The following is a 15,534-nucleotide window of genomic DNA, read 5'->3' as shown; positions in this document are numbered from 1 at the left end:
CTAAATTCCTATGACGAGTGCGCCTCCGCTGAGACCGGCACCGGCCGCGGCAAGAAGAATCTTTTCGCCTGGCCGAAACGGCTGCGCCCGATGCGAAAGCGAGAGCGAGAGTGGGATCGTCGCGGCCGAAGAGTTGCCGTAATCGGCAATCGTCTTGACAATTGCTTCATCCGCTATGCCCAGATTCCTGCCGACCGCATCGAAGATCCGGGCATTGGCCTGGTGCGGCACGAAACGATCGATGTGTTGCGGCGGCATTCGGGCGGCCGTGAGCGCACCTCTCGAGCAGTCAGTCATCATCTCTACAGCCCTGGCGAACACTTCACGCCCGTCACTGATGGTCATACGGGTTTGCTCGAGGTCCAGCTCGCCATGAAACGGCGTGTTGCTGCCGCCGGCGGGAATCTGAATCAGCCCGTAGCGCGAGCCGTCCGAGGCCATCGCCGCGCCGAGAATGCCTCCGTCCGGCTCTTTGCACGGGGCAACCACCACCGCGCCGGCGGCATCCGCAAACAACACCGCGCTTGCGCGCTCGGCCGGATTGATGCGGCGGCTGAGGATATTGGCGGCAATCACCAGGCTCGCTTTGCCATGGAGGCGGGTGAACCCATCCGCCAACATCAAGGCATAGATGAAGCCGGCGCAGGCACCCGTCAGGTCAATCGCACCGGCGCGGTCGAGCCCGAGCCGGTGGGCCACCAGCGGCGCGCTCGGTGGCAGGAGATGGTCGGGCGTGGACGTGGCCAGCAACAGCAGGCCGATATCGTCACGGTCGACACCGGCATTCGCCAGCGCCATGTCGCCGGCGCGCGTGGCAAGGCCCGATAATGTGTCTTCGCCCGTTGCCCAGAAGCGCGACCGTATCCCGGTGCGCCGCTCGATCCAGCCGGGTTCGAGCCCGAGACGACCTTCGATTTCCGCGTTATTGACCTTGCGCGCCGGCGCGTGATGACCGAAACCGACGATGCGCGACGACCGGATCATGATCGCGAACCGAAGCGTTCGCCGGCCTCCTCTATGGCGTCATAGAGCCCGTCCAGTTCGTCGCCGGTGATGCAATAGGGCGGCAAAAGATAGAGGACATTTCCGAGCGGGCGCACCAGCATGCCACGTTCGAGGAAAAAAGCGCGCAGTTTCGGCCCGATCTCCGCCAGATATCCGGCCGAGCCGGTGCGCAGATCGAGGGCTAGGATCGTGCCGTTTGCTCGGCCCTCGGCGAAGAAGGGATTGTTTTGGAAGCGTTGCAGGCCATCGGCCTGTCTCGCACTTAAGGCCGCAATCCGCTTGGCGACCGGCTCGCACCGCCAGACCTCGACATTGGCAAGCGCGGCCGCGCAGGCGATCGGATTGGCGGTGTAGGAACTTGAGTGGAAAAAGGTCTTCTTTCGGTCCACGCAGTAGTGGGCCTCGAAGATGGCATCGCTGGCGAGCGTGGCTGCCAGCGGGACGGCGCCGCCAGTCAAGCCCTTCGAGGTGCACAATATGTCCGGTGAGATCGATGCCTGCTCGCAGGCGAACATGGTTCCGGTGCGCCCCCAGCCGGTCATCACTTCGTCGGCGATCAAGAGCGTGCCGGACGCTTCAGCGATCCGCTTCAATTCCGCCAGCACCCAGGCCGGATACATCAGCATGCCGCCGGCGCCAAGCACGAGCGGCTCGATGATCAGCGCGGCGGCGCGGCGGTCAAGAGACAGGGTCTCGAAACGATCCAGCGTTTCCTGCTCCCGCCCCGCGGCCGGAAAAGGAATGGTGTCGACCTCGAACAACAGCGGTTCGTAGGCGGCATTGAACACGCCCCGGGCGCCGACGCTCATCGTGCCGATCGTGTCGCCATGATAGCTGTGTTCCATGGCGACGATGCGCGAGCGCGGCGCGCCTGTGTTGCGGAAATAGCCGAGCGCCATCTTCAGTGCGACTTCAACGCTCGTGGAGCCGCTGTCGGAATAAAAGACCCAGTCGAGGCCTGGCGGCACCATTTCGATCAGCGCCGACGCCAATTGCTCTGCCGGCTCATGGGTGAGGCCGGCGAAGATCACCTGGTCAAGCATCTCGGTCGCAATCCGGATCGCTTCCATGATCCGTGGCTGGCGGTGCCCGTGAGTGACCACCCACCAGGAGGAGATTGCGTCGAGGATACGCCTTCCGTCATTCGTCTCCAGCCAAGCTCCGTCGGTGCGGACGACGGACAGCATGGGCGGCTCGATCGCGTGCTGGGTGAAGGGATGCCAGACGCGCGACCGCGGCATCACTCGCCTCCAGCCATCTGCGCAAGGTCGAAGCTTGCAAACATCGCCTTTCTCAGAGTTTCGCTCGTGAGCGGAGCGAGGTGTGGCAGTCTGCCGAGCTGACGCACCGCGCCCAACTCGGTGATTGTCTTTTGCGTATCGGCCGCCTCTTCACCGATGAAGACAACGCCGATCAGCGGGATCGAGCGAGCCCGCAGGGCTTCGATCGACAGCAGGCTGTGGTTGATCGTGCCGAGTTCAGTGCGGGCGCACAGGATCACCGGCAGCCGCCATTCAGCGAAGATGTCAATGAATCTTGTCTGTCGATTGATCGGCACCATCAGTCCGCCAGCGCCTTCGATGACGAGCGGTGTGGGCAGGACCGGAAATGAAAGATCGGCAGGCTCGATCGAGACACCGTCGATTTCGGCTGAACGGTGCGGCGACAAGGGGCTCCTCAAGCGGTGGGCCTCCGGCAGCACCCGCCCCGATGGCAGGCCAGCGAGCCGTTCGACCACCTCACTGTCGGTCTCACCTTCGAGACCCGATTGGACCGGCTTCCAGTAGAAGCCGTCGAGCAGACCTGCGAGCCCCGCGGCGAAAACGGTTTTGCCAATTCCCGTATCGGTTCCCGTGACGACGATGCGCTTGCTCATGCCGTGGTGGCCAATACTTCGGCAAGCGTCTCGACCATGACGCGAATGTCAGCCTTGCCCACGTTGAGCGTCAGCGAAATGCGCAGCCGCGAGGTACCCTCCGGCACCGCCGGCGGACGAATGCCGCGTAAGTCGAAGCCGCGAGCCTGCAGAGCCGCCGCGACAGCCATGGTGCGCGCCACGTCCCCAATGACAAATGGGTGGATCTGCGAACCGCTGGGCTTGGCTCCGCAATGCTCGGCCAGTTGCCGGCTTGCGAAGGCAACGTGCTCGTGCAAATCAACGCGGCGCATCGGCTCGTCGACCAGCATTGCGAGCGCTTCGCGCGCAGCCACTGCCATCAGCGGCGATGGTGCGGTGGCGTAGATAAACGGACGGCAGCGATTGACAATATAGTCGCACAGCACTCGCGGCCCGGTGACGAGCGCGCCCGATGCGCCGAGTGCCTTGCCGCATGTATGGAGAGCCACGATGTTGTCGCGGCCCTCGAACGCGGCGGCCAGCCCGCGGCCCCCCGGTCCCCAGACACCTGTGGCATGTGCCTCGTCGACCAGTATGAAGGCCTCGTGCCGATCGGCAAGCTCAACCAGGCTCTCCATCGGCGCGCAGTCGCCATCCATGCTGTAGAGGCTTTCAACGCCGATCCAGATGCGGCCAATGCCGCCTTCGGCGCGCCAGCGCCTGATCGCGTCCTCAAAAGCATCAATGTCATTGTGTGCCACCAGCCTGAACTCGGCGCGTCCTGCCCGGGCCCCTTCATGCATGCTGGCATGGGCGAGTTCATCGAGGATCAACAGGTCGCCCTTCTTCACCAGGGTGCTCAGGAGGGCGAAGTTGGCCATGTAGCCGCTGCCGAAGAACAGCGCCCGTTCGGCCCCGAAGAACGCGGCAGCATCTGACTCCAGCGCCTCATGCTCCGGCGCGTTGCCGCGCAGAAGCCGCGATCCGGTAGCGCCCACAGGGGTGCCCCGCTCGATTGCCGCCGCGACTGCATCGCCAAGTCTCTTGAAGGCAGCAAGCCCGAGATAATCGTTGGACGAGAAGTCGAGCCCGACCCGCGGCGCCAGTGCGCGCAGCCGGTCCTTGCGTGCCAACCCCTGCAAGGTTGCTTCAAAGCGGGCGAGCGGTGGCTCGTTCATTTCGCCTCGCCTCGCATCGGTTCGATGCCCAGACGTCTAAATAGACGAGTATCCTTGTCCTCTCCGGGATTGTCCGCAGTCAGCAGCGTGTCGCCGACAAAAATGGAATTGGCGCCGGCAAAGAAGCACAGCGCCTGGGTCTCGTCGCTCATCGCCGTCCTGCCGGCGGAGAGCCTTACATCAGACTTCGGCATCATGATCCGGGCGAGCGCAATGGTGCGGATGAAATCGATCGGATCGATGGGTTCGGCATCGGCGAGCGGCGTCCCCCTGATGGGGATCAGCATGTTGATCGGCACGCTTTCGGGCGGCTCGGGCAGGTTCGCCAGCGTCACCAGCATGTCCATGCGATCGGCCTTTTCCTCTCCCATCCCGACAATGCCGCCGCAGCAGACCTTGATCCCAGCCTCGCGCACGCGCCCAAGCGTTTCCAGCCGGTCGGCAAAGGTCCTGGTCGAAACGACCTTGCCGTAATAGCGCGCAGAGGTGTCGATGTTGTGGTTGTAGTAGTCGAGACCGGCCGCCTTCAGGCGCTGCGCCTGGCTGAGGTCGAGCATGCCGAGAGTCATGCAGGTCTCCAGGCCGAGCGCCTTCACGCCTTCGATCATGGCGAGCACGGCGTCCATGTCGCGCTCCTTCGGACTGCGCCAGGCAGCGCCCATGCAATAGCGGGTTGCGCCAGCATCTCGTGCCTTGGTCGCCTCCTCGACGACATGTTTGACCTCCATCAGCTTCGAGGCCTTCAGGCCGGTTTGGTGATGCGCAGACTGGCTGCAATAGCCGCAATCCTCCGGGCATCCGCCGGTCTTGATGCTGAGAAGCCGCGACAGCTGCACCCGGTTGCGATCGAAGTTCTGGCGATGGACCGTCTGCGCCAAGAAGAGCAGATCGTTGAACGGCATTCCGTATATAGCCTCGGCCTCTTTGCGGCTCCATCGGGCTAGTGCTGCCTCCATCGACTGCGTGGCAAAGTCCGAGTCGCACTCCTCGTTCATTTCCGTTGTCATCGTCAAAGCCTCTATTGCCGATCAGCGAGCGCACTCACCAGTCCGTCGAGTGGGAGCCCCTTCCGATTGGCTCGTCGGTGGGCGCAATATTGGGATCCGGAAGTAATGAAGGGTGAGCCGCATGAAGCGTGCTCTTTCGCGCCTTTTGGTGCGCGCAGCCCGAGCACGTTGCTCCCCATTGTGTTTCCCGTTAGTTCAAATGAGTGCTGATGTTCCCGCGAGTTGGCATGTCCAGGCCGATGTCGAGAATGGGCGCGCTGTGTGTCAGCCATCCGACCGAGATGAGATCAACACCCGTCGCAGCAATCGCCGGTGCCATTTTCGGTGTCACCCGGCCGGAAGCCTCCGTGACGGCGCGGCCCCCAACCATTGCCACGGCGCGGGCAAGGTCCTCAACCGACATGTTGTCGAGCAACACCGCGTCGACCCCCAGCGTGAGCGCTGTATCGAGCTGCTCGAGGGTCTCGACCTCGACCTCGATCTTCACCATGTGCCCCGCGGCAGCGCGCGCCCGCTCTATTGTCGTGCGAATGTCGCCGGCGATCGCGATGTGGTTGTCCTTGATCAGGAAGGCGTCGTCGAGCCCGAAGCGGTGATTGGCGCCGCCGCCGACGCGTACCGCATATTTCTCCAGCGCGCGCAGGCCGGGCGTCGTCTTTCGCGTGCACACGATCCTCGCCTTGTGGCCACGCACGGCTTCGACCATCGCTGCCGTGGCAGTGGCAATGCCGCTTAGATGACACAGAAAATTGAGCGCCGTGCGCTCGGCGGTGAGCAGGCCCCGCGCCGGTCCGCACAGCATGGCGATGATTTCGCCCCCCGCGACATCGCTGCCGTCAACTCTCCAGATTTGCATGTCGATCGCAGGTTCGACGAGCATGAAGGCGAAGGCGGCCAGATCGAGCCCGGCAACGATCCCCGTTTGTCGCGACTTCAGCACCAACGTGGCGGTGCGATCGCGCGGGATCACGGCCTCGCTGGTCAGATCGCCGCATCTGCCCAGGTCTTCGAGAAGAGCACCGCGCACGATCGGTTCGATCAGGGTTGAGGGAAGCGGTGAGAATTTCATGTCAGGGTACTCCGCATCGGCGCTCGCCAGCTGAGTGCGACGGCGGTCTGTATTGCGCTGCGCAGTGTCAGTCGTGACTGGCGCGCATCTGCATCGCGTCCGGCGAAATCGGAACGATAGTGCGAGCCGCGGCTCTCTTCGCGCCGCAGAGCCGCAATGGCGATCATCAGCGCGACCATGGCGGGGTCAGACGCCGCGCTGTCGTGAGCTGCAACCGGCAACAGGGTAGCCACCCCGTCGCGTAGCGTCTCGCCGTCGCGGACGATGCCGAGCGCGGCGGAGACGATTGGACGGATGCCGGAGGCGTCCGGCCGTTGAGGCACGAATGCCGAACACACGCGTGGTCGCCGGGTGTGTGATGCGTCGGCGACGCTTTCAGCAACCCAGCTCGCCGTCACCACTGCTTCGATAAGCGAGTTGCTGGCGAGCCGGTTCGCGCCGTGCAGACCCGTGCAAGCGACCTCGCCGCATGCCCACAGTCCCTCGATGGAGCTGCGGCCCGCAGCGTCTACTGCAACACCGCCCATGTGATAATGTGCGGCCGGGCGCACCGGGATCAGGTCGGTCGCCGGATCGATGCCGGCCTGGCGGCACAAATCGGCGATCGCCGGAAAGCGCTTGTCAAATCTGGGACCCAGACATTGCCTGGCGTCAAGAAACACACGGCGTCCGAGAGCGAGTTGGCGCCAAACCGCGCGCGCAACCACGTCGCGAGGCGCAAGCTCGCCCCCTGGGGTATCACCCAGGAAACGCTCTCCCTGCTCGTCGACGAGCACAGCACCCTCGCCACGCACCGCCTCGCTCACCAGCGGCATCGGCCGCCGCGGGCCCTCGAGGGCGGTCGGGTGGAATTGCACGAATTCCAGGTCGGCGAACTCCGCCCCGGCACAAGCGGCGAGCGCGAGCCCCTGTCCACATGAGCCAGGCGGGTTTGTCGTCTCGCTGAACAAGGCGCCGATGCCGCCGGTCGCCAGCACCGCGCGGCGCGTTGGCAAGGCGATTGCGCCCGTGCACCCGGCCGCGACCACGGCGATGATCGCCCCGTCTTCCACGACAAGCCGGCGGGCCTCGACGTTTTCCAGGACAGTGATGGAGGCTGTGCGCCGTGCTGCCGCGACCAGCGCGCGCACCAGTTCGCGACCGGTGGCATCGCCCGCCGCATGCACGATCCGCCGCTGCGAGTGCGCCGCCTCGAGCCCCAGCCGCAAGGCGCCATCAGCGCGTCGGTCGAATGCGACTCCAAACCGCTCTAGAGTCCTGATCGCTTCAGGTGCAGCTCGGACCACTCGCCGCACCGTTGCCTCGTCGCAGAGGCCGTCGCCGGCCGCCAGGGTGTCACAAAGATGAAGTTCGGGACTGTCTTCGCCGCCGACACTTGCAGCAAGACCGCCTTGGGCGAGCTCGCTGCAGGCTCCGGTTCCCAGCCCCGCATTAGATAGAAGCACAACCGGTTCCGGCGCCAGATGGAGCGCGGTCATCAGGCCTGCCAAACCAGAGCCGATGATCACCGGTGCCCCGCCAATGTCATGAACGTCGAGGCTCATATGGAAAGCATTCGCTCGACTGAGTGGCGCGCGCGCTCTGCAATCCCGGCGGCGATCCGAACCTCATGCCGGTTCTCTTCGAGCGCGGCGCGGATGTTGGCCAAGGTGATGCGCTTCATGTGCGGGCAGAGATTGCAAGGGCGGATGAACTCGATTTCGGGATGCGCGACCGCGACATTGTCGCTCATCGAACATTCGGTCAGCAGGACGACGCGCGCTGGTTTCTCCCGCTCGACATAATCCAACATGGCCGCAGTCGAGCCGGAGAATTCCGCTTGTGTGACAATCTCGGGCGGGCATTCTGGATGGGCGAGCACGATGACCCCAGGATGTGCATCGCGCAATTCCCGGATGTCGGTCGACGTGAAGCGCTCATGCACTTCGCAGTGGCCCTTCCAGGCGATGATCTCGACATCCGTGTCCGCCGCAACGTTTATCGCCAGGTATTGATCGGGCACCATGATCACGCGCGGCACGCCGAGAGATTCCACCACCGCGCGGGCATTGCCCGAGGTGCAGCAGATGTCCGACTCCGCTTTTACCGCTGCCGAAGTGTTGACGTAGGTGACAACCGGGACCCCCGGATAGCGCTGCCGTAGCTGCCGCACGTCCTCTGCCGTGATGGATTCGGCCAGCGAGCAACCGGCGCGGAGGTCCGGAATGAGGACCATCTTGTTAGGATTGAGCAGCTTGGCCGTCTCGGCCATGAAATGCACGCCGGCAACCACGATGACCTGCGCCTCGACCGTGGCCGCCTTGCGGGCCAGTGCGAGGCTGTCGCCGACGATGTCGGCCACGCAATGGAAGATCTCCGGCGTTTGGTAGTTGTGCGCAAGGATGACCGCGTTTCGATCGCGCTTCAGCGCAAGGATGGCTTCAAGGTCGTCGGTAAACGCCGGCCATTCGACTGGCGGAATCACCCGCCGGACGCGCTCGTACAGGGACGCAGCCGTAGGTAACGCCCCAGTCATCAGCGCCTCCGCTTATATTCGATCTGACAATAAGGGGAATATGTCTACCTTGACTATAAGTATGTCAAGCCCGCGCGAGCGGCAATTTTGTCCCGGCCCCAGCCCTGTCGTCGAGGACGGCATGCCGGAACCGATAGAGCTTTGCCGGTCGCCCGCCCGTCTCGAGGGAGGTCTCGCCAGTTTCCTCGACCAACTCTTGCTGCTCAACAAGCCTGCGGAAATTCGGCTTGTTGATGAGCCTCCCGGCGAGGGCCTCCACGGTCCGCTGCAGCTGAAGCAGCGTGAAGGACGGCCTCATGAGCTCGAAAACCACCGGCCGGTATTTGATCTTGGAGCGTAGCCGCGCAATGCCCGTCGCCAGGATTCGTCGATGGTCAGCGACCATTGCCTTGCCAGATGTCACCGCAGGCGTTGCGTCCCGCCCGCGGCCAGCCTCTTCGATCAGGGCAGATTCATAGAGCAACTCATAACGCTGTAGGGTGAGTTCCTCATTCCAATTGCGGTGGTCGAAACCGAAGGCAATCGCGGCGCGCTGCAGGCGTTCGCGTCGCGTGGTGGCGTCGCTGGCGCCCTCAGCCCACTCACTCAGGCGTGGTCGTAAGATATCGAGCACCACCGGCGTGCCGGAGCGATGATCTTCCCAGGGCAAATACTCGTACCAACTGCGCCACCCACAACTAGCGGAGCCCGCTGCCTGTTCCTTGCGAGTGAGTGCGAGATAGCTGATTGAGATGGCGCGTTCCTGGGGCTCGGCACCTATGCGGTCCCGATCGGCGAAGGTGTAGAGCTGCTCGATATAGCCGAGCGGGTGGCCGGTCTGTTGCTCGACCCAACCCCTCAGACCTGATTGCAGCGATCGATGCTCCAGCGCATAGGGGCCGGACGGAAGGGTATCCGCGTTCCCGATGGTGAGAAGACAGGGATCACTGTCAGTTACGGCGACGACAACGGCGATCAGGTCCACTTTTGCTTCGTCGGCCTTGACCGCGGCTCTGCCTTTTCTGGTTCCTTTTGCCTGATGGTTCATGTTCGCGAAGGTGAGTTGTTCCCGAATTCGGGGTTATCAATCGATTGAATTTAAGCGTTGCTGCACGAACGTCAACACCGCACAGCTGGACGATCTTTTTTGCACTTCGCACTCGCACAAAAATATGCCAAACGCGACACCCGCGGGGGGTAACGCTAGGGAAGGATGCATCGTTGAGTGCAACGGGTGAGACAAAGGCGATCACACCGCCGGATATCAGCGCGCGGAAAGGCCAGGCTCCACTCGTCTGCCTGACGGCATACACCACGCCGATAGCCAGATTGGTTGATCCACACTGCGACGTCGTTCTCGTTGGCGACAGCGTTGGCATGGTATTGCACGGCCTCTCATCGACGCTGGGCGTCACTCTCGACATGATGATCATGCACGGCCAGGCGGTGCGCCGCGGTCTGGTGCGATCATTGATGGTCGTTGACCTGCCATTCGGCTCCTATGAAGAGAGCCCCGTGCAGGCCTTCGGCAACGCTGCGCGCCTGATGGCGCAGACCGGTTGTGCGGCTGTGAAGCTCGAAGGCGGTGAGAAAATGGCCGAGACCATCCGCTTCCTCTGCGCCCGCGGCATCCCTGTCATGGCGCATGTCGGTTTAACGCCTCAGGCGGTCAATACGCTCGGTGGCTACCGCGTCCAGGGGCGGGGAGAAGATGCCGAGCGCATCAGGCGCGATGCCAATGCGGTTACGGAGGCCGGCGCATTCTCCGTGGTGCTGGAGAAGGTGCCCGAACCCCTCGCAAAACGCATCACTGCGGAGATCGCCGTCCCCACCATCGGCATCGGCGCCTCACTCGCCTGCGACGGCCAGATTCTGGTGAGCGACGATATGCTCGGGCTTTTCAGCTCCTTCCGGCCGAAATTCGTCAAGCGCTACGCCGAACTTGGCGAACAGGCCGATGCAGCGATTGCGGCTTATGCCGCTGACGTCAGGAGACGGTGCTTTCCGGCGGCGGAACATCTCTACACACACGAGGCGAGGGCCGGAGACGTCACATGAGCGTGCCGATCGTTCGAAGCACTGCCGAGCTCCGCGCTGTTACCGCGCGATGGCGTCGCTCAGGCGCCAAGGTCGCCCTTGTACCGACCATGGGGGCCTTGCATGAAGGTCATCTCAGTCTCGTGCGTGCTGCGCTTCAGAAGGCCGATCGGGTAGTCGTGACGCTGTTCGTCAACCCCAAGCAATTCAACAGTGCCACCGATCTTGATGCCTATCCTCGCACGGAAAACCAAGATGCTGCAAGGCTTGCGCCGCTCGGCGTGCATTTGCTCTATCTGCCGGATGCAGAAGAGATGTATCCGCCAGGCTTCGCCACGAGCATTTCGGTGTCCGGCATCAGCGAGGGCCTGTGCGGCAGCTTTCGGCCGGGCCATTTCGACGGCGTGGCGACAGTCGTTTCCAAGCTCTTCCTGCAGACCGGCGCTGACTTGGCCTGTTTTGGCGAAAAGGACTTTCAGCAGCTTCAGCTGGTCAGGCGCATGGTCGGCGACCTGGACATTCCAATCACCATCCTGGCCTGTCCGACAATCCGCGAAGCCGACGGTCTTGCACTGTCCTCGCGCAATCTTCGGCTCTCGCCAGCACAGCGCGCCATTGCCCCAAAGTTGGCAGCGGTCTTGCTGGGGGTGGCCGATCGGCTTGCGCGCGGCGCTCCTGTCCTTCCCACTCTTGCGGAAGCGCGCGCAGCAATCCTGGCTGCCGGCTATCGCGAAGTCGAGTACCTGGAACTTCGCCGCGAGGCAGATCTGCAACCGCTGACGAGCCTTGACCAACCGGCACGCTTGCTTGTCGCGGCATGGCTAGGCGACATACGGCTTATCGACAACATAGGAATGTCACCAATTGGTGCAACAAATTAGAGGCTCGCGGCGCTGCATCGCCGCACAACAGGCTCATTGACCAGGAGCAGAGCAATGCCCGCGATTAAGCCGACCAGCTCGCAAACGTCGAATGGATCGCCAATCATTTAGACGAAGGTCTGCGCCGAGCAACGGCACGGAGGTTTATGCAAAGCGCAGATGCATCGCGTGTTTGAAAATTTCCTCGAGCAACTCTCCGAAAGCGTCGATGCTGTCGATCTGTGTGAGACAATGGCGTCTGCCGCAGCCGCGTTAGACTTTCCGCTCTTTGCCTATTTCAGTTGCCCGTCAGCTTCCGGCCGGAAGCCGCGCTTGATTTCGAATTATCCCCCATCCTGGACATCGCGCTATATGCAATTGCGCTACCACAGGCATGATCCGGTGATCCTGCGCGGGCTTCAAGGCTGGGACACCTTTGATTGGGGTGTGGATTTAGCTCGGCAACATCTCCCGGCTTCACAGCAACGGATTCTGGAAGAAGCAGCTCGATTTGGCATTCGTTCCGGGTTGACCATGTCGATACATGACCATCGCGGCCGCTTTGCTGCGCTGACCTTGGCTTCCGACCAGCCCCGTCCGCCTCTCTTGCGGTCACTGACACGGTACGAGCAAGCATTGCAGCTGGTCGCGATCAGCTTTCATATATTTGCCCGGCGCAGGCTCGCCGAAGATTGCGTGGTCAATGGCGTAATCCTGACCCCGCGAGAATTCGAATGCTTGAAATGGGCGGCGGACGGCAAGTCGGCCTGGGATATCAGCCAGATTCTCAGCGTCTCGAAACGAACCGTGACCTTCCATCTGGAAAACGCCAAGGCAAAACTTGGCGTGCGAACCATCAACCAAGCCGTAGCACGGCTGGCTTCTTCCCGACATTCGAGATCCTGATTCCTTTCTGCGGATACCTGTAAAGGTCTACAGGCTGCATGATTGTCGGCTTTGCTCTTCGATGGCGGGACCACATCCTGCACGGAGGCGACAAATGATGCAGCTAATCACACCTGAGCTCTACGATGAGTTTTCAAGCGAGCTCAAAGAAATGTACGGACTGAGGCATCGCGTTTTCAAGGAAAGGCTGGATTGGGATGTTCAGACCGAAGAGGAACTGGAAACAGACGCATATGACGGGCTGAGGCCCGTCTATCTCCTTCTCAAAGGATCCGACTGGCGCATTCGCGGTTGCGTCCGTTTTTTGCCGACGACGGGACCGACAATGTTGCGCGACACGTTTCCGATGCTGCTTGGCGAGACCGCGGCGCCAGCGAGTGCCCGCATTTGGGAGAGCAGTCGTTTCGCACTCGATCTCCCTGCATCAACGCCCAAGGCTGGAGGGCTGGCCCAAGCAACCTACGAGCTATTCGCGGGCATGATCGAATTCGGCTTGTCGAACGAACTCACTCGGATCGTGACAGTGACCGATACGCGCATGGAACGGATCCTGCGTCTTGCAACTTGGCCGTTGGCGCGCATCGGGCATCCCAAGGCGGTGGGCAACACGGAGGCGGTCGCCGGCTTTCTCGAGGTTTCGCACGCTAGCCTCATGCGCATCCGCTGGAGGGGACGTTTGAACGGACCTGTATTATGGCAGCCGGTTCTCGGCCTGTCGGCATACGCTTAAGATCTTCCCACGCTTGAAGGCGTCATCGCGCTGCCGTTGGCCAAAGGCGTTTCAGAAGCTCACATGAGGCCTCTATCGACGGTCCGGGGGGTCCATATTGCGGCGAAGGCTGGCGGCTCCAGCAAGGGAGCGGTGCGCAACAGGAAGCTGACCTCAATCACCGCCCGCGCGCTTTCCAACGGAGCTACTAAAGGAATCAGCCTTACGGCTTTGATACCTACGTGAAGCGATGCAGCGCGCCACTGCGCGATGACGAGGAGGGGGCATCGCCGGCCGGGCCGGTCAAGCGGCCCGTGAAGGTGGAAAATCTTCTGCCCAGTCCGCGAGCGGACCGAGAAGGTCCCCCACCTTCCGCACCACGCCACTTGACAGTCCCGCCCGCCGCAGTGGGGCGGGCTCTCGCCATCCCCCCGGAAAGACCGGGGAGGCTTCGCTCGAAAGGGCTTTCCCGTCGGGAAACACACACTCAGGACACAGACCATGACCGAACTCGCAAACTTCATCCCCCTCAACGAGGACGGCACCTATCTCGATGGCGTCGTGCGCTGGCGTCTGTGCTAATCGAAACCACGTTCTTCCACAGGTGCAATCTTGCTTCTGTGAAATAAAATCACCTCGTACGAGCTTCCATATTCCGTCTTCACTCCATCCAAGCCGTATCTCTGCGCCAAGGGAGCCCATGCGCCTAGTTCATCGGGGAACACTTGATTACCCTGCTCGTCCATGACCGCTAATTTCAGGGGCTCTTTCGCCTCGACAACAAAGTACTTTCCAGAACTACCTGCATAGCCGCGTGCCGTGTTTACATCGTTTTCTGAGGTCATCCAAATTGCGTCGCCCGTGTGCCCGCTTTGCCCGCGACCGCCCCACACCCCATCCCTGTTAGCGTGGTTGAACTTTGTTCCCGCCGGAAGTTCTTCCATCTTCTTCCTCTCCCAACCAACTGAGGCTGCCTGATCTATGTGGTGAACGGTTTGTCCCTTGCCCTTAGCCGAAACCTGACTACTCGGTACGAGGACGATCACGGTCGCAGCAAGGATCATCCCCTTCCAGAAAGACGGGGGATGCACTCGATGAATCGGGATGGCCGCGGTGGCGGTCTCTTTCGGTGAGGATCTCATGTAAGGATTTCCTTGTGCTCGTTTGTGAATTGTCCGCCATCGCATCCATTTCGCGATCGTCAAGTCGAATGGAGTTGCCGTCAGGTCTGATGACCCGGCGGCGGTCTTCGCTGGCGGGTATGCCATGAGCGCGGCGAAGATCAGGCCGCCGGCCAGTTGTATCCAGTCAATGCTGGCGCCTGAAATAGCGATAGCAGGTTCCTGCGGCACCGGGCTGGCGGCCGGCCAAGCCAGTCCATCCGTAAAGCTCTGAGTAGCGGCAAGTTCCTTATGCAGATCAACCCGCTTGGGCCATTCGGGGTCATGCAGGCAGGCGAAATTCACGATCGAAGAGGCCTCGGGCATTCGGAAGGCAAGTGCATGTGACAGATGACGTATCCCGAGATAATTCACGCGTGCGACAATGTCCCGATCCAGCGTGCCCGAGACGCCTGCGGCATTGACGAGGCCGTCGATGCGTTCGGGGAACTGGGTAAGCGCTGCATCAATTTCTTCGGGAGAATCCTGATCGATGCGAAAGAACGCGTCCAGCATCACGACGGGATCCTCCAGATCGACTCCAATAAGACGCACGCCTTCGCACCGGGCGAGACGGGCGACTTCGGCGCCGACCCCGGAGCAGACACCGGTTACGACAACGGTTTTACCGGCAAGCTTCAACGGCTTCTCCATCTTTTCGCAAAGGACGGCGCTCTCGAATGTCTGATCAGGTCGCGGCGTCCTTGACCGCCGACGCCGATTGGTTGAACTCCTCGATGCCGCCTCAGACTCCCGGGCGTGCCGTTGCCCGACTCGGACGTTTCGTGCCTCAGCGATTGAAGCAGCGATACGGGCCGATGCACCGCAGGTGCTGTCGCTTATGTCGGTTCGGGTACGATCGACAAAACTGATTCTATGCATGGTGTTCATCCATACCGTAGATGCAAAGCGCCCGTCGGCTTGGACGGTTCAAGCGCAAAAGCCATGCCAACTGACAGAGCGCTTCGGCCTGGCTTGCTAAGGTATGGTTTGGCGCAGCCGGTGCCACCGAGAGACCTTCGGCCCTCGATCGCGAATGCGATACCCTCCTTTGCGGATGTCAGAAGCTGGAGAATAGAGTCCCCGCCTAATGGCCGCTCATGCTGAAGCGGTGGCCAAGATTCTCCTGAATTGCCCCTGACCGATAGTGAGTCGATTCCCTTACCTGGGCTGACAATGGGTTACGCAATTCAGGCCAGGCAACCAATCAGGCATGTCGAACTCGCGCGTTAAGGCCGTAGAGCGCAGCCGCAAACGCCAATATTGCTCAAG

At 62.0% G+C, this 15,534-nt stretch carries 14 protein-coding genes; 4 read left to right on the top strand and 10 right to left on the bottom strand.

Features of this window, described 5'->3' with window-relative positions; translation table 11 throughout:
- The 9 genes from FJ425_RS17590 to FJ425_RS17550 all read right to left on the bottom strand — a co-directional run bounded on the left by FJ425_RS17590 (window position 1) and on the right by FJ425_RS17550 (window position 9,638).
- Window positions 1-984: a beta-ketoacyl-ACP synthase III gene (locus FJ425_RS17590; protein WP_064993303.1), complete on the bottom strand. Its 984-nt coding sequence runs from the start codon at window positions 982-984 to the stop codon at window positions 1-3.
- The gene (locus tag FJ425_RS17585; protein ID WP_064993302.1) at window positions 981-2,246 is read right to left on the bottom strand and encodes an adenosylmethionine--8-amino-7-oxononanoate transaminase; all 1,266 of its coding nucleotides are present in this window, start codon (window positions 2,244-2,246) and stop codon (window positions 981-983) included. The genes FJ425_RS17590 and FJ425_RS17585 overlap by 4 nt, the downstream gene beginning before the upstream one ends.
- The gene (gene bioD, locus FJ425_RS17580; RefSeq protein WP_064993301.1) at window positions 2,246-2,881 is read right to left on the bottom strand and encodes a dethiobiotin synthase; all 636 of its coding nucleotides are present in this window, start codon (window positions 2,879-2,881) and stop codon (window positions 2,246-2,248) included. The genes FJ425_RS17585 and bioD overlap by 1 nt, the downstream gene beginning before the upstream one ends.
- Window positions 2,878-4,020: an 8-amino-7-oxononanoate synthase gene (locus FJ425_RS17575; protein ID WP_064993300.1), complete on the bottom strand. Its 1,143-nt coding sequence runs from the start codon at window positions 4,018-4,020 to the stop codon at window positions 2,878-2,880. The genes bioD and FJ425_RS17575 overlap by 4 nt, the downstream gene beginning before the upstream one ends.
- A complete protein-coding gene (gene bioB / locus FJ425_RS17570) occupies window positions 4,017-5,027 on the bottom strand; it encodes a biotin synthase BioB (protein ID WP_064993299.1) in 1,011 nt (336 codons plus the stop codon). The genes FJ425_RS17575 and bioB overlap by 4 nt, the downstream gene beginning before the upstream one ends.
- Window positions 5,028-5,217: 190 nt before the next feature.
- Window positions 5,218-6,096: a carboxylating nicotinate-nucleotide diphosphorylase gene (nadC, locus tag FJ425_RS17565; protein ID WP_064993298.1), complete on the bottom strand. Its 879-nt coding sequence runs from the start codon at window positions 6,094-6,096 to the stop codon at window positions 5,218-5,220.
- Window positions 6,093-7,640 (bottom strand): L-aspartate oxidase, encoded by a 1,548-nt coding sequence (locus tag FJ425_RS17560; RefSeq protein WP_064993297.1) that lies wholly within the window; start codon window positions 7,638-7,640, stop codon window positions 6,093-6,095. The genes nadC and FJ425_RS17560 overlap by 4 nt, the downstream gene beginning before the upstream one ends.
- The gene (gene nadA / locus FJ425_RS17555) at window positions 7,637-8,611 is read right to left on the bottom strand and encodes a quinolinate synthase NadA (RefSeq protein WP_064993296.1); all 975 of its coding nucleotides are present in this window, start codon (window positions 8,609-8,611) and stop codon (window positions 7,637-7,639) included. Before nadA ends, FJ425_RS17560 begins: the two co-directional genes overlap by 4 nt.
- Before the next feature lie 64 nt (window positions 8,612-8,675).
- Window positions 8,676-9,638 (bottom strand): hypothetical protein, encoded by a 963-nt coding sequence (locus tag FJ425_RS17550; protein WP_064993295.1) that lies wholly within the window; start codon window positions 9,636-9,638, stop codon window positions 8,676-8,678.
- 173 nt (window positions 9,639-9,811) lie between these two features.
- Here FJ425_RS17550 and panB point away from each other — a divergent pair, with 173 nt between their 5' ends.
- The 4 genes from panB (at window position 9,812) to FJ425_RS17530 (ending at window position 13,123) form a co-directional block, all read left to right on the top strand.
- Entirely contained in the window at window positions 9,812-10,648 is an 837-nt protein-coding gene (gene panB / locus FJ425_RS17545; protein ID WP_064993294.1) for a 3-methyl-2-oxobutanoate hydroxymethyltransferase, read from the top strand.
- Window positions 10,645-11,508, top strand: a complete 864-nt coding sequence (gene panC, locus FJ425_RS17540; protein WP_064993293.1) for a pantoate--beta-alanine ligase — start codon at window positions 10,645-10,647, stop codon at window positions 11,506-11,508. Before panB ends, panC begins: the two co-directional genes overlap by 4 nt.
- Before the next feature lie 159 nt (window positions 11,509-11,667).
- The gene (locus FJ425_RS17535; protein WP_064993292.1) at window positions 11,668-12,393 is read left to right on the top strand and encodes a LuxR family transcriptional regulator; all 726 of its coding nucleotides are present in this window, start codon (window positions 11,668-11,670) and stop codon (window positions 12,391-12,393) included.
- 94 nt (window positions 12,394-12,487) lie between these two features.
- The gene (locus FJ425_RS17530) at window positions 12,488-13,123 is read left to right on the top strand and encodes an acyl-homoserine-lactone synthase (RefSeq protein WP_064993291.1); all 636 of its coding nucleotides are present in this window, start codon (window positions 12,488-12,490) and stop codon (window positions 13,121-13,123) included.
- 557 nt (window positions 13,124-13,680) lie between these two features.
- On the opposite strand, the gene FJ425_RS32035 is transcribed toward FJ425_RS17530, so the two are convergent.
- Window positions 13,681-14,904, bottom strand: coding sequence for a hypothetical protein (locus tag FJ425_RS32035; protein ID WP_224655955.1), 1,224 nt, complete (start codon window positions 14,902-14,904; stop codon window positions 13,681-13,683).
- Window positions 14,905-15,534 lie beyond the last annotated feature (630 nt).

Origin of the sequence: Mesorhizobium sp. B2-7-2, from assembly GCF_006440775.1 — a bacterium.
In the GTDB taxonomy this organism is placed as follows: Bacteria; Pseudomonadota; Alphaproteobacteria; order Rhizobiales; family Rhizobiaceae; genus Mesorhizobium.
The sequence above is the reverse complement of the archived record's forward strand: the minus strand, read 5'-3'. Positions and strand labels throughout refer to the sequence as shown.

Excerpts from the sequence above, each read along its gene's own strand:
- FJ425_RS17590 (WP_064993303.1), bottom strand. The coding sequence starts at position 984 with ATGATCCGGTCGTCGCGCATCGTCGGTTTCGGTCATCACGCGCCGGCG.
- FJ425_RS17585 (WP_064993302.1), bottom strand. The coding sequence starts at position 2,246 with ATGCCGCGGTCGCGCGTCTGGCATCCCTTCACCCAGCACGCGATCGAG.
- bioD (WP_064993301.1), bottom strand. The coding sequence starts at position 2,881 with ATGAGCAAGCGCATCGTCGTCACGGGAACCGATACGGGAATTGGCAAA.
- FJ425_RS17575 (WP_064993300.1), bottom strand. The coding sequence starts at position 4,020 with ATGAACGAGCCACCGCTCGCCCGCTTTGAAGCAACCTTGCAGGGGTTG.
- bioB (WP_064993299.1), bottom strand. The coding sequence starts at position 5,027 with ATGACAACGGAAATGAACGAGGAGTGCGACTCGGACTTTGCCACGCAG.
- nadC (WP_064993298.1), bottom strand. The coding sequence starts at position 6,096 with ATGAAATTCTCACCGCTTCCCTCAACCCTGATCGAACCGATCGTGCGC.
- FJ425_RS17560 (WP_064993297.1), bottom strand. The coding sequence starts at position 7,640 with ATGAGCCTCGACGTTCATGACATTGGCGGGGCACCGGTGATCATCGGC.
- nadA (WP_064993296.1), bottom strand. The coding sequence starts at position 8,611 with ATGACTGGGGCGTTACCTACGGCTGCGTCCCTGTACGAGCGCGTCCGG.
- FJ425_RS17550 (WP_064993295.1), bottom strand. The coding sequence starts at position 9,638 with ATGAACCATCAGGCAAAAGGAACCAGAAAAGGCAGAGCCGCGGTCAAG.
- panC (WP_064993293.1), top strand. The coding sequence starts at position 10,645 with ATGAGCGTGCCGATCGTTCGAAGCACTGCCGAGCTCCGCGCTGTTACC.
- FJ425_RS17535 (WP_064993292.1), top strand. The coding sequence starts at position 11,668 with ATGCATCGCGTGTTTGAAAATTTCCTCGAGCAACTCTCCGAAAGCGTC.
- FJ425_RS17530 (WP_064993291.1), top strand. The coding sequence starts at position 12,488 with ATGATGCAGCTAATCACACCTGAGCTCTACGATGAGTTTTCAAGCGAG.